The organism is Actinocatenispora thailandica (genome assembly GCF_016865425.1).
In the GTDB taxonomy this organism is placed as follows: Bacteria; Actinomycetota; Actinomycetes; order Mycobacteriales; family Micromonosporaceae; genus Actinocatenispora; species Actinocatenispora thailandica.
Genome location: NZ_AP023355.1, coordinates 7,085,493 through 7,103,181, shown reverse-complemented (window position 1 = coordinate 7,103,181; position 17,689 = coordinate 7,085,493). Strand labels below are relative to the sequence as shown.

Here is a 17,689-nt window from a genome sequence, read left to right as displayed (position 1 = left end):
GGTTTCGGCCGCAGTGCGAGCGGTGCCGGATGCCGGGGCCCGGCCGGTACCGAATCCGGAGCAGCACAGCAGGGCGAACCGGATTCCCGGGTACCCTTCCGGCGTGGACCTCGGTTACCTGCGGGCACATCCGGCCCAGCTCGCCACGTTCCTCAAGCACCAGCGCATCCGCACCACGCCGGTCGCCGGCGGCTCCATCTGCCAGGCCGAACGGCTCACCCTCGACGACGGTACGGACGTGTTCGCCAAGAGCCTGCCCGGCGCACCCGACGACTTCTTCGCCGTCGAGGCGGCCGGCCTGCGCTGGCTGCGTGACGCCGCCGGCGCGCCCGTCCCGGAGGTCCTCGCCACCACCCCGGACATGCTGGTACTGAGCTGGGTCCAGCCGGCCGAGCCGACGCCGGCGGCGGCCGAACGGTTCGGCCGGGAGCTCGCCGCGACGCACCGGGCCGGGGCCCCGTCGTTCGGCGCCCAACGGGACGGGTACCTGGGCACGCTGCCGCTGGACAACACCACCGGCAGCGCCTGGCCGGCCTGGTTCGCCGAGCACCGGCTCCGGCCGTACCTGCGGCGCTCGGTCGACAACGGCGCGCTGGACGGCACCGACGCCGGCCGGATCGACACGGTACTGGACCGCATCGAGACGCTCGCCGGCCCACCGGAGCCGCCGGCCCGGCTGCACGGCGACCTGTGGCCGGGCAACGTGCTGTGGTCGGCGGAGCGGGCCTGGCTGGTGGATCCGGCCGCGCACGGCGGGCACCGGGAGACCGATCTCGCGCTGTTGCGGCTGTGGGGCGGGGTACCGCACCTGGAACGGGTGCTCGCCGCCTACCAGGAGGCGTGGCCGCTCGCCGCCGGCGCGGCGGAGCGCGTCCCGCTGCACCAGCTGTACCTGCTGCTCGCACACACCGCCCTGTTCGGCGCCGCGTTCCGGGACGATGTCCTCGCCGCCGCCACCGCGCTGACCTGAGCCGCCACCGCACCGCACCGCACCACGCCACGCCACGCCACGACAGCGCGCCGCGCCGCCACCGCACCGCGCTCGAGGAGCGCTGAGCGTCACCGCGCCGCGCCACCACCACGCCGCGCCCGCAGCGCGCCGAGCCGCCACCGCACCGCGCTCGGGGAGCACTGAGCGCCACCGCACCCTGCCAGCCGCGCCGCGCCGCGCCGCGCCGCGCCGTGCCGTGCCGTGCCGTGCCGTGCCGCACCACGATCGCGCCGCAGGGCTGCGCAGTGGCGGGTTCGTTGCCGGGACGAGACCGATGGGCCACCTTCGGGTACCTATCGTGTCGCATGCGCAGGTTCACGGGGATTCTGCTGGTCATGATGGTGGTGCTCGCCGGCTGCGGGCAGGCGGCGGGCAGCGGCGGGCCGAGCCGGTCGCCGCGTGCCGCGCCGAGCCCGACGGCGAGTTGCCCGGAGGCCGGCGGGCGGCGGATCAGCTTCGGTTCGGACCACGCCACCGGCCCGCTGTACGGGTCGGGCAGCAGCGGCGTGGTCCTGGTCAACCAGAGCGACCTGGACTGGTGCGGCTGGTTCCCGCTGCCGAAGGCGCTCGCCGGCAAGGGCCGGATGTACCTCGGCTTCGACACCGCCGACGCCGGTACCGTCGCCGACATCGGCAACGCGGTCACCGAGCTGCGGCGCCGGGGCGCGAAGCACGTGGTGGTGGTGGGCGCCTCGGCGGGCGCACGCGACTCGCTGGTGGCCGCGACGAAGATCGCGCCGCGGGTGGACGCGGTGATCGCGCTGTCACCGGAGCGCCGCGACTACGTGCTGACCGCGGCGCCGAAGTTGCGGGTGCCGACCTTGATCGCGTCCGCCCGGCAGGACAGCTGGGTGCCGGCCGCCGACGCGAAGGCGATCGCCGCCGCGGTGCCCGCGCGGTACCGGCACCAGGTGCTGATCGACGGGTCCCGGCACGGCATCGACATGGCCAGCTACGACGCGCCGCGGGCGGCGCTGCGGACGATCTCGGCGTTCCTCGCCCGGTACGCCCCGGGCGGCTGACCCGGCCCGTGGTGCGTATGAGTGCGCAGAGCCGGCTCTGCGCACCTACCTGCACCACCGCATGTTGCAGACAGGTGTGCAGAGCAAAGGGCCGTGCACAACCGCTGACCGGTCAGCCGGGCTGGGTGCGCAGGTAGCGGGCGAAGTGCGGGACGGTGAACGCCACCGTGCCGCGCTCGCCGGAGTAGATCAGCCCCTTCTTGATCAGCGAGTCGCGCGCCGGGGACAGGCTGGACGGCTTGCGGCCCAACGACTTCGCGATCCCGGCGGTGGCCACCGGCGCGTCCGCGTCGGCGAGTTCCGCCATCCCGCGCATGTACTCCCGCTCGGCGGGTGTGGCCCGGTCGTACCGGGAGCCGAAGAAACCGACCGCGAGTTCCGCCTCCGCCTCCGGGCCGGCGACCCGGACGTCCGCCGCGGTGATCGGCGAGGTCGGCGCGTGGTCCCAGGTCGCCTTCCCGTACGCCTGGACGAAGTACGGGTAGCCGCCGGACAGCCGGTACAGCTCGGTCAGCGCGGCCGGCTCGAACGAGACGCCCTCCCGGGCGGCCGGCGCGGTCAGTGCGCGGTCCGCGGCGTCCGGGTCCAGCCGGTCGATCCGGGTGTAGCGGAACAGCCGCTCCGAGTAGGACTTCGAGGCGGACAGCACCGCCGGTAGGTGCGGCAGCCCGGCGCCGACCACGATCAGCGGTGCGCCCAGCTGGGACAGTTCGTGGCAGGCCGCGCACAGTGCCGAGGCGTCGGCCGGCCCCACGTCCTGCATCTCGTCGATGAACAGCGCGATGCCGGTACCGACGTCGGTCGCGATCGCCGCCGCGTCGGTGAACAGCTCGACCAGGTCGATCTCGATGTCGCCGGAGTCGGCCCGCCCGGTCGCCGCCGGTCCGTCGATGCCCGGCTGCCAGCGGTCCCGCAGCTTCGCGTTGGCCGGGTTGGACCGCAGCGCGAACGCCTTGAGTATGCCGAGGAACTCGTCGATGCGGTCCGGGGCGCGGTGCCGCGGGGCCAGCTCGCGCACCGCCATGTGCATCGCGGCGGACAGCGGCCGGCGCAGCTGCTGGTCGGGGCGCGCCTCGATCTTGCCGGTGCCCCACAGCCGGCCGATGGCCTGGCTGCGCAGCGCGTTCAGCAGGACCGTCTTGCCGACACCGCGCAGTCCGGTGAGCACCAGGCTGCGTTCCGGCCGGCCGCGGGCGACCCGCTCCAGCACCACGTCGAACGCGGTGACCTCGGTGTCGCGGCCGGCGAGTTCGGGCGGTCGCTGGCCGGCACCCGGTGCGTACGGGTTCCGGATCGGATCCACGTCTCGCACCGTATCGCACCGTCTAGCGCTGACACTAGATTTCGCTAGATGGGCATAGGCAGCTCGTGCAGGCCGGCGGTGAGGGTGTCGATGAGGATCCGGTAGCTGTCGTCGAGCTTCTCCGGCAGCCCGAACCCGCCGCCGATCTCCAGCAGCACGAACCCGTGCGCGGCGGCCCGCAGCCCCCGGGTGACGTGGATCGCGTCGGCGCCGGCCAGCCCGTACCCGCGGAGCACGGCGAGGAACACCGACACCGCGCGGTCACCGGCGCGGACCAGCTCCGGGTCGTCCGCCGGCTGCTGCGGCAGGGCGGCGTAGCGGTGCGGATGCTCCCGCGCGTACTGCCGGTAGGCGTGCAGCACCGCGGCCAGTGCCTCGTCGGCGCTGCGTCCCATCGCGGCCTGCTCGCAGCGCGCGGCGAGCTCGTCCAGTACCCGGACGCCGACCAGGTCGCGCAGCGCGCCGAGCCCCTTGACGTGCTTGTACAGCGAGGGGGTGGCGACCCCGGCATGCGCGGCGACCGCGGCCAGGGTCAGCCCGTCGACACCGGCCTCGTCGAGCACGGTCAGCGCGGCGTCGACGACCGCGGTCGGGTTGAGTCCGGCCCTAGGCACCGAACGCCTCCTTCAGCAGCTGCAGGGTGGCCGGCGCGACGACGTCGGGCGCCTCGGTCGCCGGGTAGTGCTTCACCCCGTCGACGAGCCGCACGGTCGCGTGCGGGAGCAGCTCCTGCGCCCGCTTCGCCTGCGCGGCCGGGTCCGGGAAGTCGGGATCCTTCGACCCGTACATGACCAGGGTCGGCACCTGCACCCTGGCCAGCGCCTTGTTCGCCTCGGTCTTGTCCGCCTCGCCCATCGCCCGGACGGCGGCCATCCCGGTCCGGCCGAAGCTACGCTTCACCAGCTCGCGGTAGCTGGCGAAGTCGTCGGGCACCGTCGCGAACAGCGACTTGTAGTACATCAGCCACAGCGCCCGGCGGCTCATCACCTGGCCGCTGACCAGCCGCATCATCGGGTTCATCGGCGGGTTGTCGGTGAACATGCTGAGCAGCACCAGCCCGGCGACCCGCGCCGGCGCCTGCGCCGCCGCCCAGGCTGCCGCGCTCGGCGAGAACGAGGTGGCGACGAGCACGGCCGGCCCACCGAGGTGCTCGATCAGCGCCAGGATGTCGGCGCCCGTCGCCTCCGGCTGGTAGCTGTCCCAGGCGGTACTCGACTCGCCCTGGCCGCGCAGGTCGACGCTGACCACCCGGTAGCCGGCGTCGGCCAGCCGGGGCGCCAGGAACCGGTAGCTCTGCCGCAGGTCGCCCATCCCCGGCAGGGCGATCACCAGCGGGCCGTCGGCCGGCCCGACCACGTCGTACGCCAGCTGTCCGCCCGGCACGTTCAGGAACTGTGTGTTCGTCGTGGCTTGCGCGTTCGCCATGACCCGTGTGTTCGTCATAGCCAATAAGCTAATGCCATTAGCTTCGATCGTCAACCCTCGGCCAGCAGGTGGGCGTTGATCTCGGCCACCTCGGCCCCCAGCTCGGGCAGTTGCACCACCGCCACGCCGGCATCGGCCAGTTCCCGGGCGCCGTCGCCGGCCACGAAGATCGCCGGCTCCCGCCAGGCGAAGACCACCCGATCCACCCCCGCGGTACGGATCAGCTCGGCGCAGGTGTGCGGCCGGGACGCGCGCTGCGAACACGGCTCCAGCGAGCTGTAGATCGTGCTGCCCGCCGGCACCCGCCCGACCCGCTGGCCACCCGACAACGCCACCGCCGACGCGGGGTTCACGGCGGCCAGCTTCGCCAGCGCCGACTCCTCCGCGTGCACCCGGTCGTCGCCCTCCCGCGAGTACCCGCGGGACAGCTCGGCGCCGTCCGGCCCGACCACGATCGCGCCCACCGAGAACGCCGTCGCCGACGGCGGGCAGCGCCGCGACTCCGCCACCGCCGCCGCCAGCCAGTCCCGATCAGCCATCCTCGTCCCCCAGCAGGTAGCGCAGCAGCACCACGTCGTCGAGCTGGCGCACCTGCGCCAACCGCATCCGGTGCCCGGCATCCCACCGGTACCGACCGGGGCCGACGAACCGTGGCGCCGACTCCTCGCCCACGAACAACGGCGCCACCACCAGCTGCAACTCGTCCGCCAGGCCGGCGGTCAGGAACGCGGTGTGCACCCCGCCGCCGCCCTCCACCAGCAGCCGTTCGATCCCCCGGTCGGCCAGGTCGGCGAGCAGCGCGGGCAGCTCGACCGACGCACCGGTGTCGACCACCGTGGTCGAACCGGGCAGCCGGTCCGCGAGCGTGGCCGCGGCGCCGCTCGGCGCGTACACCAGCTTCGAGGCGGGACCGAAGGTGAAGAACCGGGACTCCGGCGGCAGGTCGCCGGAGCCGGTCAGGGTCACCTTGACCGGTTGCGCCGGGCGGCCGTCGGCGGTGCGGTGCTCGGCCCGCACGGCGCCGACGACCAGGCGCGGATCGTCCGCCCGGACGGTACCGGCGCCGACCAGGATCGCGTCGCACTCGGCGCGCACCGCATCGACCCGGTCCAGATCGGCCGGGCCGGACAGGATGAGCCGTTCGTCCCCGGTGTCGTCCAGGAAGCCGTCGACCGACATCGCCGCACTGAGAATCACGTAGGGCCGGGAATCAGGCATGCCACCCCCTCCCGGCCGCGCGGCGGCCCCACCGGCACCGGCCGGGCCGCCGCACCCCCGGCAAACTCGGGGTCGATTCAGGGTGCCAGCACCATGGCGAAGCCGCTTCGAGCACGCACACTGGAGTCATGGGTACCATCATCGACCTCATCGCCACGGTCGTTGCCGTTGTCGGACTGCTCGTCGCGCTCGGCCACGACGGTTACCTGCTGCTGCTCGGTTCTGCCGCGAAGAAGCGGGCCGGCGGTGATCCGGTGGCCCGGTTCGTCCGGGGCCGCTGGCCGATCGCCGTGCTCGCCACCGTCGGCGCGTTGATCGGCCTCGCCTTCACCGGCGGCGGCGCGTTCGCCGACATCGTCGGCCTGCTGATCGGCGCGGGCAGTGGCTACGCCGCGGCCAAGTCACTGCAGAAGACCAGGAAGAAGTTCATCGACGGCCCGGGCTACCCCGAGCTGCCGGGGCGCTGAGCCCAGGCCGGATGCGGACCGGCCGATGCCGAGCCGACCGATGCCGAGCCGACCGGTGTCGAGCCGGCCGATTCCGAGCCGGCCCGTGTAGAGCCCGGCCGGATCGTCGGTGGCACGGATGCTGACCAGGCCGGAGACGCCGCCCGGGGCCGACGCTCAGCCGAGGCGCCAGGGAGCGCCGGCCGGCTCCCGGCGACCGCCCGGCAGGAACCAGGACGACTCACGCACCGCGCGCATCGCCTTGCGGCGCTCGGTCAGCTCCAACCGGTCCAGGTAGAGCAGACCGTCCAGGTGGTCCGTCTCGTGCTGCAGGCACTGCGCGAGCACACCGGTACCGCTGACCACCACCGGTTCGTTGCGCAGGTCGACGCCCCGGCACACGGCACGCACCGCGCGCACCGTCGGGAACCACAGCTCCGGCACCGACAGGCAGCCCTCGTCGATCTCCTGCCGCTCCTCGGACAGCTCGACGATCTCCGGGTTGAGCACGTAGCCGAACTGGTCGTCGACGTTGTAGCTGAACGCGCGCAGGCTCACCCCGATCTGGTTCGCGGCGAGTCCGGCCCGGCCGGGCAGCTCCACCGTCTCCAACAGGTCGGTGACCAGCTCCGCGGTACGCGGGCCGAAGTCGGTGATCGGATCGCAGATCGTCTTCAGCACCGGATCGCCGAAATACCTCAACTCCTGAACGCTCATGAGCGTTCCTCCTTCGTCGGAACCCTCACGAGGCACCCCACCGCACAGCACCCACGATTCACTCGCTCACGCTCGCTCATGAGCGTTCCTCCTTCGTCGGAACCCTCACGAGGCACCCCACCGCACAGCACCCACGATTCACTCGCTCACGCTCGCTCATGAGCGTTCCTCCTTCGTCGGAACCCTCGTGCGCCCCGACCGCACGGTGCTCCTGATGCGCTCGTTCATGGTTCAGTCCTTCGGCTCGGGTAGCGGCGTCTCGGGCAGCAGCGGGAACAGCCGGAGCACCGCGCCGACCGGGCCGGCACCGGCAGGGCGGGCGGCCGGGTCGTGCTCCCGCCCTGCGTACCGGTGCAGCACGGTACGGATCTCCCCGGCCATCGCCTGCAGCTCGTCCGGCGTCAGGTAGAGCACCGCGCTGTCGGCCGCGTCCCGCCGCCACTCCGGCGGTGCGTCGGCTCGCTGGGCCAGCCAGCGGCGGTACCCCTCGTCCTCCAGCTCCCGGGACAGCTCACCGAGCCCGGTGACCGGCGTCGGTTGCGGTGCCGGCACGCCGCGCAGCCGCCAGGGGCGCACCCGGCCGCGGGCCGGCGCCGGTTCGAGGTAGCCGTAACGGGCAAGTTGCCGCAGGTGGAACGAGCAGAGCCCGCTGCTGTGCCCGAGCCGGCGAGCGGCTTCGGTGGAGGTCACGGTGCCGAGCTCGCGCACCAGGTCGAGCAGCTCGGCCCGGATCGGGTGGCGGAGCGCCGCGTCGTCGACCCGCCGGGCCCGCTCCTCCTCCGTCATGCTTTGCAAAGCTACCAGCTTTGCAAAGAGCGTTGCGCCCGGACCGCGCCGGCCGCGCCCAGCACCGTCCCGGAGTTGCGCGCACGCCATCGAGCACGGAGCGTAACGGACAGGCGGGTCAGTGGCGGGCGAAGGTGGTCACCAGGTGCAGGTCCTTCGCCGGGCCGGTGACCGTCCAGTCCTGTACGAACGAGTCGGCCGAGGTCACCCGGAACTCGCCGGCGTACCCGTCCGCCCGGCACGGGTGGGTGACCGCCCAGGTGCCCTTTCGCAGGTCCAGGTCGTGAAAGAACCGGCCGTCCTCGAACTCGACGCGCACCAGTGCACCGTCCGCCCGGTACCGCAGCCGCCGCCACGCCGGGCCCCGGTGCGGGCCGAACGCCAACTCACCCCGTTCGGCGTAGTCGAGCCCGTCGGGTACCGGGACGAACTCGCCGACCCCGGTGAAGGTGCCGGTCACGCCGGCTCTGGCGTCGGCGAGCCGGCGGTCCAGCCGCCAGCGGCCGGCCAGGTAGCCGATCGTGTCCGGCACCGGGTGAGGCACGTCGTTCACCGCTCCAGCGTCGCATCCGGCGCGGCGGGCGGCGCCGCGGCGGCCGAAGACCTTGGTCGGTTTGTCCCGCACTGATACCGTCTGCCACCCGATGGCAGTGCGGCAGTCACGGACCCGTTCCAAGCGGACACCCACCCCGGGACTGCCCGGTCTGTGGCTGCCGCGCACGCGGCAGCCACGGACATCACTTGCCGCCGGACTGGGTGGCCAGACACAGCACGAACGACTTCTTGCTGTCCGAGTAGGAGGTGAACTTGTAGGTGTAGTTCGTCTGCGGCTTCGGGCACTTGGCGTCGTTGGTGGTGCCGTTGATCCGGTCGATGACCTTCAACGCACCCTTGGCCGAGCATTTCGCCGGGGTGACGCTGTTGCCGGTCTTGGGCGGCACCACGCAGTCGCCCTTCTGCACACCGGCCGCCTTCACCTCACCGCTCGCGCTGGCCGACGGGCTCGCCGAGGCCTTGCCCTTGTCGCCCTTCGCGCTGGTGGTGGAGTCGGACTTGCCGGGGCCGAAGAAGAAGTACCAGCCGGCGGCGCCGCCGCCCAACAGCAGCACGGCCACCAGCGCGATGACGAGGACCAGCGGGCCCTTGCCCTTCTTCGGCGGCTGCTGCGGGGGCGACATCGGCGCTCCACCGCCGTCCCACGGTGGCTGACCGCCGGGCGGGTTCGCCTCGAACCCGATGAATCCACCCTCCGTCGGGGCGGAACCGAAGCCGCCGTCCGCCGCTGGGCCGGGGCCGGGGCCGAAGCCGGGGTCCGGTGGCGGCGGGGCGCCGAAGCCACCGTTCGGTGTGGGGGCCGGCGGCGGGCCACCGAACGGGCTCGCCTCGTCCGGCATCGGGCCGGGCGGCGGAGGTCCGCCGAAACCGCCACCGGGCGGGCCGCCGAACGGCGACTGCTCCGGCGGGCCGGGGGGCGGCCCGGGCCAGGACCCGTCCGGCTGCCCGTACGGCCGGTCACCACCTGGCGGCCCGTAGTGCGACATCGATCCTCCTCGACAACATCCGCCTCCACGCGAACTGGACAGCAACGGTAACCGGCGCTGTCTCCTCGCCCGGTGCCGGTACGCACACCACACCGCCCGTCGGGAACGGCACTCGACGGACGGTGATGGTGCGGCTATTCAGGGTGTGATCGTGGCCGGGTCGAGGTCAGTCCTGCTTCTGCAGGCAGAGCACGAAGTCCAGGCTGGACAGGTCGCTACCGAACTTCTGGTAGTAGCTGCTGTCGGAGCCGGCCACGTCCTTGCACTTGTCGGTGTCGTGGGTGCCGCGGAACTTCTTCAGCACCTTGTACGTGCCCGCGGAGCAGTCGACGATCTTCAGGTCCGGCTTCGAGTCCGTGCCCTCGTTCTTGACGCACTGACCCTCCTCGACCGAGTACGCGTCGCCGCCGGGCAGCGTCACCGACGGGCTCGGCGACTCGGACGGGCTCGGGCTCTCCGAGCTCGGCGCCGGGCTGGCGCTGCTGCGCTGCGCGGTCGGGGTCGGGCCCGGGTCGGGTTTGTCGCTACCGCGCCCGAAGATCGCCCACGCTCCGACACCCACCACGCCGAGCAGCACGACCGCGACCACGACGATGATCGCGATCATCGGGCCCTTGCTCTTCTTCGGCGGCTGGTTGAACCCGCCCGGCCCCCAGCCACCGCCCCCGCCGTACGGCGGGGGGCCGCCACCGGGCGGCATGCCCGGACCACCCGGGCCACCGGGACCCGGCGGCATCGGTGCGGTCTGCCCGTACGGATCCTGGCCGTAGGGGCCGGGCTGACCGTATCCGGGCCCGCTGGACGGGTCGTAGCCGGCGCCGCTGGAGGGGTCCTGCCCGTACCCGGGCGGCCCGCTCGGCGGCCCGCCGTAACCCGGGCCGCTCGGCGGCCCACCGTAACCGGGACCGGACGGCTGGCCGTACGGCGGGGGGCCGGGCGGGTTCGCAGGATCCGGCGGCCCGTACGGTGAGGAACCGCCGGGTTGGCCGCCGCCCTGCTGCCACGGGTCCTGCGGCGCTCCGGGATAGCCGCCGGGCGGTCCGTAGTTCGACATCGTTCCTCCTCGCCACGGTCGCCGGCCCGAGGCACCCCGCCGTACCCCGCGTCGGTCGCCACACCGCTGCGAGGCATGCGACCGTTGTCCCCGTCACGGTAACCGGCCGGCACCTCCCGGTCGGAGACTGTCGGGGGATCGCACGGTCGGCGCGCGCCGGTTTCCGCTCGGCCGCCGGCCCGCACCGCCGCTCAGATGAGGCGCAGCTGCCGGGCCTGTGGCCGGCGCGGCTCCGGGTCGTCACCGATCCGGTCGTAGAGCCGGTGGTCGATCGCGGCGAGGAACGGTGAGGCGTCCGCCGGCCGCGGCTCACCGTCGCCACGGCGCTGCCGGCGGGCCGCGTGCGAGAGGTACAGCCGGTCCTTCGCGCGGGTGATCCCGACGAACAGCAGCCGGCGCTCCTCGGCGAGCTGCTCGTCGGTCGGTGGCCGGCCCGGCAGCCGGTGCGGCAGCAGCCCGTCCTCGCAGCCGACCAGGAACACCACCGGGAACTCCAGCCCCTTGCTGGCGTGCAGGGTGAGCAGCGTGACCCGGTCGGCGCGCGGGTCCCAGGTGTCCACCTCGGCGCCGGTGGCGAGTTCGGCGAGGAACGTCTCCAGGTCGGCGCCGCACCGGGCGGCGAGCGGCATCAGCAGCTCGACCGCGGTGTGGATGTCCGCGTCGGTCAGGTTCGCGTCGGGGCGGTCCCCGCGGCCGACGAGCACCTGGGCGGTGAGCCGGACCCGGGCCGCGATCGCGCCGTCGATACCGGTCGCGTACCGCAGCTCGTCGACGATGGCGGCCACCCCGGGCCGGTCCAGCAGCCGGTCGTGCGAGCGCTTCTGCACCGGCACCCCGGACCGCGACAGCGCGTCGATGATCGGCCCGGCCTGCGCGTCGGTGCGGTACAGCACCGCGATGTCGGCGAACGACACGCCGCCGAGCGGCCCGTGCTCGCGCGAGTCGACCCGGCCCGAGTCGAGCGCGTGGAACGACGAGCCACCGACCAGCGCATCGACGGTACGGGCGACGAAGTCGGCCTCGTCCGCCGGCGACGACGCCGAGTACCGGGTGATCCGGGCGCCGTTGATCGCGCCGCGCCGGGCCGGCGCCAGGCTGCGCCCGGCGACCAGGGTGTCCGGCGCGATCGCCTGCACCGCGGCGGCCAGGATCGGCGCGGTGGACCGGTAGTTGCGGGTCAGCCGGACCACCGTCGCGGTCGGGAAGTCCTCGGCGAACCGCAGGAAGTAGCCGACCTCGGCACCGCGGAACGAGTAGATCGACTGGTCCGGGTCGCCGATCGCGCACAGGTTGCCGTCCGCCGGGCAGAGCAGCCGCAGCAGCGCGTACTGGGTGTCGTCGACGTCCTGGTACTCGTCCACGAACACGTGCGTGAACCGCCGGCGGTAGGCGGCGACCAGCGCCTCGTCCTTGGACAGCAGCTGCACCGGCAGCCGCACCAGCTCGTCCAGGTCGACCAGGTCGCGGGCCCGCAGCGCCGCGGTGTAGTCCTTGACCAGGTCGGTCAGGTCGTCGGCGGGCTCGGGACGGTCGCCGGCGCCGGCGGTCGCCGAGCCGGGCCGGCCGTCGGTCGGTGCCGCGCCGCGAGCATCGGCCCGGAGCCGGCCGGCGTTCCGGCGGAACTCCTGCAGCTGCCGCAGCAGCCGCCGGGCCTGCGCGGTCTCGTCGTCCGGCAGGCCGGCCGCCTCACCCACCGCGTCGAGCTGCTCGTCCGCGTCGGCGATTCGGAAGCCGGCGGTCAGCCCGAACCGGTCCGGGTGCTCGCGCAGGATCGACAGCCCGAGCGCGTGGAACGTACTGACCGTCGCACCGGCCCCGGTCGCCGCGTCGCGCTGCTCCGGCTGCGCCGCCGCGAGCAGGAACCGCAGCCGCTCCCGCATCTCGTCCGCGGCCCGGCGGGTGAACGTGATCGCCAGGCACCGCTCGGCCGGCACCCCGCACTCGGCGATCAGGTGCCCGAGCCGCTGGATGAGCGTCCGGGTCTTGCCGGTACCCGGGCCCGCGATGATCAACACCGGACCGTCGGTGACCTGCGCGGCGGCCTTCTGGTCGGGGTCGAGCAGGTCGAGCAGCCCGGTACCGAGCCGCTCCATCCCGGTGATCACCGGCTCCACGTGGTCGAGGCCGGCGAGCGCCTCCGGCGGTGCCGTACCGTCGGCGGTCAGCAGCTCGTCCTGCGCCGGCACCGCGCGCTGCCGGGGCACCGACCGCGCCCTGGTACCGCCGGCGGAACGCTTGCGCGGCATCGCGTTCGGGTCCGGGCCCAGGTCGAACAGCGCGCCCGCGGACGGGTCGGACAGCTCGCCCGGCTCGAACAGCCGGACCCTGCCGTACTCGCCGTCGTACCCGCCCTCGCGGCGCACCTCGCCGCGGCGCAGCCGCGCGACGGCCTCGCCCAGCTCCGTGCCGCCGGCCCGGGTCACCTCGTCGATCGGCACCTCGGTGAGGATGGACAGCTCCGAGCCCAGCTCGGCGACCAGCGACACGACCTTCCCGTCGACGGTCTTGCTCTTCGGCCCGACACCGTGGATCTCGCCGAGGATCTCCGGCAGCGGTACCAGGTTGCGGAACGACGCCGCCCGCGGCGGCCGGTGCCCCTCGGGCCGGTCGGCGAGCGCCTCCACCCGGTGCAGGACGCCGACGGTCAGCGGCTTGTCGCAGGTCGGGCAGCGGCCGTCGAGCTTGCGGGTCTGCTCCGGCTCCAGCCGTACCGCGCACTTGCGGTGCCCGTCCAGGTGGTACTTGCCCTCCTCGGGGAAGAACTCGATGGTGCCGTCGAGACCGTCCCGGGTGCGCAGCGCGTCGCGCATCGCGAAGAAGTCGTACGGCGTGGTGAACCTGGTGGCCTCGCGGCCCAGCGCCGGCGGCGAATGCGCGTCCGAGTTCGACACCAGCGCGTACCGGTCCAGGGCGGACACCCGCCAGTTCATCGGCGGATCCGACGACAGCCCGGTCTCGATCGCGAAGACGTGGTCGGCCAGATCGGCGTAGCAGTCGGCGATCGCGTCGAACCCGGACTTCGAGCCGAGCGCGGCGAACCACGGCGTCCACACGTGCGCCGGCACCAGGTAGCCGTCCGGCGACGCGTCCAGGGTGATCTCCAGCAGGTCGCGGGAGTCCAGGCCGAGGATCGGACGGCCGTCCGAGCCGAGGTTGCCGATCCGGCCCAGCGCCGCGTTGAACCGGCCCACCGCGGCCAGATCCGGCAGGTAGACCAGGTGGTGCACCTTGCGGGTGGCGCCGTCCCGCTTGTAGATGGTGGAGATCTCCACGCTCAGCATGAACCGGGTGGTGCCCCGGCAGGACGGCGCGAGCTTCTGGTCGACCGCGCGTTCCAGCTCCGGCCGCAGCCGGTACAGGCCCGGTTCGGCCTCGACGAGCTGCTCGGTCAGCGCCGCGTGCCACGCCGGGTGGGTGAAGTCACCGGTACCCACCACGCCGATGCCCTTGCGCCGGGCCCACCAGGCCAGGTGCTCCAGGTCGCAGTCCCGGCTGCACGCCCGCGAGTACTTCGAATGCACGTGCAGATCAGCATGGAACCGGCAGCGCTCTGAAGAGCCCTGCCGACCAGAGGATGGGGCACTGTCGTGCGGCACGCCCGGCATCCTGCCACGAAACTCTGCGTAACCTGCCGGGGCTCGCCGGTACGGCACGGCCATCGGAGCTGGACGCTCGTTTGCCTCGGTGTCCGGCTCGATTCGAAGGCCCGGACCGACGCCGATCGCCGGTGAGCGACCATGACTGGGGTGGATGTGCTGGTGGATGGGGACCTGACGGTCCGGCCGATGGTCGACGACGACTTCGCGACCATGGCCGGATGGCTGTCGGATCCGCGGGTGTTGAGCTGGTTCGGCGGGCGGGACCGACCGATGTCGCTGCTCGACATCACCGCGAAGTACACGCCACGGCTCGCCGGCACCGTGCCGGTGCACTGCCTGATCGCCGAGTACCACGGGATGCCGGTGGGCTACCTGCAGTACTACCGGTGGCGTGACTTCACCGCGGACGCCGCCGCCCTCCGACTGTCCACTTTGGACAACCCGTACGGGATGGACCTGTTCATCGGCCGGCCCGAGCTGTGGGGCGCCGGGCTCGGCAGCCGGATGCTGCGGCTCGTACTCGACCACCTGTTCGGCACTCTCGGCGCTCGACGGGTGGCGCTGTCCGCAATGTCACACAACTACCGGGCCCAGCGCGCCTACCAGAAGGTGGGCTTCCGGCGGGTCCGGCTGGTTCCCGACGCCGAGGTGCACGAGGGCGTCGCCCGGGACGAATGGCTGATGGTCGCCGACCGCAACTCCTACACCCACCGCGACGCCGCGGACGCCACGCCCTGACCGGCCGCCGTCCGGATCAGTCGCAGTCGAGGAGGTTACGGGCGGCCGGCGGGGCGGTGCTCAGCGCGTGGCACGGGTACGACCCGACCGCCACCGCGTGCCAGCCGCCGGTGCCGTGCTGCAGCACCACCCGGATGGTGCCCGCCCGCGGCGCCGACAGGTCCGCCACCAGGTACTCGTCGGCGCACCGCCGGGACGCCACGGTGGTACCGGTGGGCAGCCCACCGGCCGCCTTCAGCGCCGCGAGGGTGAGGATCGTCCGGTCGCTCGGCGCGTACGCGGGGCACGCCGTCACGGCGGGCGCCGGCGGGCCGCCGATCGGACCGGTACCGGTGGGCAGCGGGATGGTGCCCGGCCCCGACGGGAGGCCGGTACCCGGCTGACCCGGCGTCGCCGACCCGCTCGGGCAGCCGGTCTCGCCGGGCACGCCCGGGTTCGGGGTGCCGATCCCGCCGCCGGTCGGCAGTCCGGTGGCCGGCGGACCGGCCGGCGGCCGGTAGCTGCCGGTCGGGTAGGGCGGGGCGGTGGCCGTCGGTGGCAGCGGACCGCCGGTCCCGCCACCGCCGCCGCTCGGCCGGGCGCCCGCGGTCGGCAGGCCGGCACCGGGTGTGGTGCCGTACGCACCGGGTGTCGGGCCGTCGGGCGTGACGCCCAGACCCGGCATCGCGGTCGGGGACGGGCTGCACCCGCTGGCGGACGGCAGCGGCCCCGGCGACTTGCTGATCACCGGCGACTCGGGCAGGTAGGTACGGACACATCCGGCGGTGACCAGCACGGCGCCGAGCGTCACCGCGCACAGTGCCGCTCGCCGGACTCCGCCTGCCATGCCCTGTGTGTACCGCAATCCGCGCCGAACCGAAAAGACCGCACCGATCTCATTCCGGTAAGACGCTGCAGAGCCACCGATCGGTTACTTGGCGACGACCACGACGAGCCGGGCGGTGTCCGTCTTGCCCTGCTCCTTGCCGGCCACCCCGACCTGCTCGTTCGCCTTGACCGCGGACGCGTCGGCGCGCTCCCGGTGCGCGCGGACCCGGGTGTCCCCGGTCAGCCGCCACGTCTCGGTGAAGCCGTCCGACGACTTGACGGTCAGTTCGGTCGAGGTCACCGACACGACCGTGCCGCGCTGCACCGCCACCGTCTGCGGACCCTTCTTCGTCTGCACCGTCACGGTGCCGTGCAGGGTGTGCCGCCGCAGGTACCGGCGCAGCCGCGGATGCTTTCGCCGGCCCTGCTGCCCGCCCGGCGAGGCGGACGGGTCCGGGCTCGCGGTCGCCGACACGTCCGAGGTGCCCGCCGACGAGATGCCGAGGGTGGACAGCGCCTGCTGGTCCACCGAGCTCGGGTCGGCCGAGGTGGTCGCGGCCGCGCCGCAGCCGGTGAGTACCACCAGGCCGGCCACGCCCGCCGTCGCGCCGAGCGCCCACCGCCGGCCCGTACGATTCCTGTCCCGCACCGCTCCTCCTTCGCCAGCCGATCACGACAGCCACAGCCTGCCGCCCGGTGGCGTGCCGGGCGTCAGGCGAATGTTCGGATCAGGTAAGGATCGGCAGCGTCACGGTGAAGGCGGCGCCGCCCTCGGCGGCATGGCCGGCGACGATCCGGCCGCCCAGCCGGGACACCAGCCGCGCCGCGAGCGCCAGCCCCAACCCGGTGCCGACCTGCCGGACACCGCGGTACTTGCGGTACAGCCGGCCCCGCTCGAAGGCGGTCGCGAGGTCGTCGTCGGACAGGCCCGGCCCGCCGTCGCGCACCTCCAGCACCGCCTGCCGCCCTCGGTACGCACCGCGAGAACCACCGGCCCACCCGCCGGGACCACCCGCAACGCGTTCTCCACCAGCCCGTCCAGCACCTGCCGCAGCCGGCCCGGGTCGGTCCGGACCCGGACCAGGCCCGCCGGTACCTCGGTGCGCAGCACCAGGCCGGTCGTCCGGCACCGGGGCGCCCAGGCGGTCGCCGCGGCGGCGACCAGCTCGACCAGGTCGACGTCGACCAGCTCGATCGGGAAGTCCTGCGCGGCCAGCCGGGCGAGCGCCAGCAGGTCGGTCACCAGCCGGTCCAGCCGCGCCGACTCGGCGAGCACGGTGGCGCCGGCGGAACGCACCGCGGCGTCGTCGGGCAGCACGCCGTCGGCGAGCGCCTCCCCGTAGCCGCGGATCGCGGTCAGCGGGGTGCGCAGCTCGTGCGACACCGACAGCAGGAACTCGCGCTGCCGGCCCTCGCTGTCGGCCAGCGCCCCGGCCAGCTGGTTCAGCGCCGACGACAGCTCCGCCACCTCGGCGGGGTCCTCCACCGGCAGCCGCACGCTCCGGTCGCCGGCGGACATCCGCCGCGCCGCACCGGCCGCCCGGCGGATCGGCCCGGACAGCCGGCGGGCCAGCAGCACCCCGGCCAGCAGGCCGGCGATCAGCCCGGCGACCAGCGCGAGCCCGACCGGCGGCACCGCCGCGGCGGGCAGCAGCCGGGGTACCGGCTGGGCCAGCACCACGCCGGCGCCGGCCCCGGTGGCCCGGCCGGCAAGCAGCAGGCGGCGCCCGCCCCGGCGGGTCGAGGCGTCCACCGCGTCGCCGCGGGCGACCCGGCGCGCCACCCGCGGCGGTACCCAGGCACGGTCGGCGGTGCCGTCCGTGACCACGGCGAGGTCCACCCCGGCCGCGCGCAACCGCCGCACCAGCATCGCGGTACGCACCGGCCGGCCGGTGCGGTTCGCCACCAGCGCGGCGACCACGTCGGCCTGCTGGCCGAGACCGCGCCGCTCGGCCCGGGTGCCGGCCGCGCGCGCCAGCGGTACCGCGACCGCCGCCGTCACCAGTACCGAGATCACCGCGACCGCGCAGGTCACCAGCATC

At 74.0% G+C, this 17,689-nt stretch carries 17 protein-coding genes and 1 pseudogene; 4 read left to right on the top strand and 14 right to left on the bottom strand.

Translation table 11 applies throughout. From position 1 onward, the window contains the following. Nucleotides 1-103: 103 nt before the first annotated feature. Nucleotides 104-970, top strand: coding sequence for a fructosamine kinase family protein (locus Athai_RS32120; RefSeq protein WP_203964947.1), 867 nt, complete (start codon nt 104-106; stop codon nt 968-970). A gap of 326 nt (nt 971-1,296) precedes the next feature. Then, the gene (locus Athai_RS32115) at nt 1,297-2,013 is read left to right on the top strand and encodes an alpha/beta hydrolase (protein ID WP_203964946.1); all 717 of its coding nucleotides are present in this window, start codon (nt 1,297-1,299) and stop codon (nt 2,011-2,013) included. 112 nt (nt 2,014-2,125) lie between these two features. On the opposite strand, the gene Athai_RS32110 is transcribed toward Athai_RS32115, so the two are convergent. From Athai_RS32110 to Athai_RS32090, 5 genes are read right to left on the bottom strand one after another with little or no spacing between them, the layout of a single operon-like run. After that, the gene (locus Athai_RS32110; RefSeq protein ID WP_203964945.1) at nt 2,126-3,316 is read right to left on the bottom strand and encodes an ATP-binding protein; all 1,191 of its coding nucleotides are present in this window, start codon (nt 3,314-3,316) and stop codon (nt 2,126-2,128) included. A gap of 44 nt (nt 3,317-3,360) precedes the next feature. Then, a complete protein-coding gene (locus Athai_RS32105) occupies nt 3,361-3,930 on the bottom strand; it encodes a TetR/AcrR family transcriptional regulator (RefSeq protein WP_203964944.1) in 570 nt (189 codons plus the stop codon). Further along, nucleotides 3,923-4,759, bottom strand: a complete 837-nt coding sequence (locus Athai_RS32100; protein WP_203964943.1) for an alpha/beta fold hydrolase — start codon at nt 4,757-4,759, stop codon at nt 3,923-3,925. The genes Athai_RS32105 and Athai_RS32100 overlap by 8 nt, the downstream gene beginning before the upstream one ends. Before the next feature lie 32 nt (nt 4,760-4,791). Further along, nucleotides 4,792-5,280, bottom strand: coding sequence for a cytidine/deoxycytidylate deaminase family protein (locus Athai_RS32095; protein ID WP_203964942.1), 489 nt, complete (start codon nt 5,278-5,280; stop codon nt 4,792-4,794). Beyond that, nucleotides 5,273-5,959 carry a RibD family protein gene (locus Athai_RS32090; RefSeq protein ID WP_203964941.1) on the bottom strand — a complete coding sequence of 229 codons (687 nt, stop codon included), beginning with the start codon at nt 5,957-5,959 and terminating at the stop codon, nt 5,273-5,275. Before Athai_RS32090 ends, Athai_RS32095 begins: the two co-directional genes overlap by 8 nt. Before the next feature lie 128 nt (nt 5,960-6,087). Between Athai_RS32090 and Athai_RS32085 the strand changes: the two genes are divergently transcribed. Next, complete coding sequence (locus Athai_RS32085) at nt 6,088-6,426, top strand: hypothetical protein (RefSeq protein ID WP_203964940.1); 339 nt, start codon at nt 6,088-6,090, stop codon at nt 6,424-6,426. A gap of 156 nt (nt 6,427-6,582) precedes the next feature. Here the strand turns inward: Athai_RS32085 and def are convergent, their stop codons facing one another. The 6 genes from def to Athai_RS32055 all read right to left on the bottom strand — a co-directional run bounded on the left by def (nt 6,583) and on the right by Athai_RS32055 (nt 14,108). Continuing rightward, nucleotides 6,583-7,122 (bottom strand): peptide deformylase, encoded by a 540-nt coding sequence (gene def, locus Athai_RS32080; protein WP_203964939.1) that lies wholly within the window; start codon nt 7,120-7,122, stop codon nt 6,583-6,585. A gap of 231 nt (nt 7,123-7,353) precedes the next feature. Beyond that, nucleotides 7,354-7,908 carry a winged helix-turn-helix domain-containing protein gene (locus Athai_RS32075; RefSeq protein ID WP_203964938.1) on the bottom strand — a complete coding sequence of 185 codons (555 nt, stop codon included), beginning with the start codon at nt 7,906-7,908 and terminating at the stop codon, nt 7,354-7,356. A 118-nt stretch (nt 7,909-8,026) separates the two neighbouring features. Continuing rightward, a complete protein-coding gene (locus Athai_RS32070; protein ID WP_203964937.1) occupies nt 8,027-8,461 on the bottom strand; it encodes a DUF6314 family protein in 435 nt (144 codons plus the stop codon). A 184-nt stretch (nt 8,462-8,645) separates the two neighbouring features. Beyond that, entirely contained in the window at nt 8,646-9,086 is a 441-nt protein-coding gene (locus tag Athai_RS32065) for a flagellar basal body-associated FliL family protein (RefSeq protein WP_203964936.1), read from the bottom strand. A gap of 529 nt (nt 9,087-9,615) precedes the next feature. Continuing rightward, entirely contained in the window at nt 9,616-10,503 is an 888-nt protein-coding gene (locus Athai_RS32060) for an LppU/SCO3897 family protein (protein ID WP_203964935.1), read from the bottom strand. Between the two features lie 191 nt (nt 10,504-10,694). Further along, nucleotides 10,695-14,108, bottom strand: coding sequence for a UvrD-helicase domain-containing protein (locus Athai_RS32055; RefSeq protein WP_420829808.1), 3,414 nt, complete (start codon nt 14,106-14,108; stop codon nt 10,695-10,697). Nucleotides 14,109-14,240: 132 nt separating this feature from the next. Here Athai_RS32055 and Athai_RS32050 point away from each other — a divergent pair, with 132 nt between their 5' ends. Further along, nucleotides 14,241-14,840 (top strand): GNAT family N-acetyltransferase, encoded by a 600-nt coding sequence (locus Athai_RS32050; RefSeq protein ID WP_203964933.1) that lies wholly within the window; start codon nt 14,241-14,243, stop codon nt 14,838-14,840. A 16-nt stretch (nt 14,841-14,856) separates the two neighbouring features. Here the strand turns inward: Athai_RS32050 and Athai_RS32045 are convergent, their stop codons facing one another. The 3 genes and pseudogenes from Athai_RS32045 to Athai_RS35440 form a co-directional block, all read right to left on the bottom strand. Then, nucleotides 14,857-15,666: a hypothetical protein gene (locus tag Athai_RS32045; RefSeq protein WP_203964932.1), complete on the bottom strand. Its 810-nt coding sequence runs from the start codon at nt 15,664-15,666 to the stop codon at nt 14,857-14,859. 84 nt (nt 15,667-15,750) lie between these two features. Continuing rightward, entirely contained in the window at nt 15,751-16,296 is a 546-nt protein-coding gene (locus Athai_RS32040) for a hypothetical protein (protein ID WP_203964931.1), read from the bottom strand. 79 nt (nt 16,297-16,375) lie between these two features. Beyond that, nucleotides 16,376-17,688: pseudogene (locus Athai_RS35440) on the bottom strand (HAMP domain-containing sensor histidine kinase). Between the last annotated feature and the right edge of the window lies 1 nt (nt 17,689).

Bases quoted from the DNA above. Each gene is read 5' to 3' on its own strand.
- Athai_RS32115 (WP_203964946.1), top strand. From the start codon at position 1,297: ATGCGCAGGTTCACGGGGATTCTGCTGGTCATGATGGTGGTGCTCGCC.
- Athai_RS32100 (WP_203964943.1), bottom strand. From the start codon at position 4,759: ATGACGAACACACGGGTCATGGCGAACGCGCAAGCCACGACGAACACA.
- Athai_RS32095 (WP_203964942.1), bottom strand. From the start codon at position 5,280: ATGGCTGATCGGGACTGGCTGGCGGCGGCGGTGGCGGAGTCGCGGCGC.
- Athai_RS32090 (WP_203964941.1), bottom strand. From the start codon at position 5,959: ATGCCTGATTCCCGGCCCTACGTGATTCTCAGTGCGGCGATGTCGGTC.
- Athai_RS32085 (WP_203964940.1), top strand. From the start codon at position 6,088: ATGGGTACCATCATCGACCTCATCGCCACGGTCGTTGCCGTTGTCGGA.
- def (WP_203964939.1), bottom strand. From the start codon at position 7,122: ATGAGCGTTCAGGAGTTGAGGTATTTCGGCGATCCGGTGCTGAAGACG.
- Athai_RS32075 (WP_203964938.1), bottom strand. From the start codon at position 7,908: ATGACGGAGGAGGAGCGGGCCCGGCGGGTCGACGACGCGGCGCTCCGC.
- Athai_RS32065 (WP_203964936.1), bottom strand. From the start codon at position 9,086: ATGTCGCCCCCGCAGCAGCCGCCGAAGAAGGGCAAGGGCCCGCTGGTC.
- Athai_RS32060 (WP_203964935.1), bottom strand. From the start codon at position 10,503: ATGTCGAACTACGGACCGCCCGGCGGCTATCCCGGAGCGCCGCAGGAC.
- Athai_RS32055 (WP_420829808.1), bottom strand. From the start codon at position 14,108: ATGCCGGGCGTGCCGCACGACAGTGCCCCATCCTCTGGTCGGCAGGGC.
- Athai_RS32050 (WP_203964933.1), top strand. From the start codon at position 14,241: ATGACTGGGGTGGATGTGCTGGTGGATGGGGACCTGACGGTCCGGCCG.
- Athai_RS32045 (WP_203964932.1), bottom strand. From the start codon at position 15,666: ATGGCAGGCGGAGTCCGGCGAGCGGCACTGTGCGCGGTGACGCTCGGC.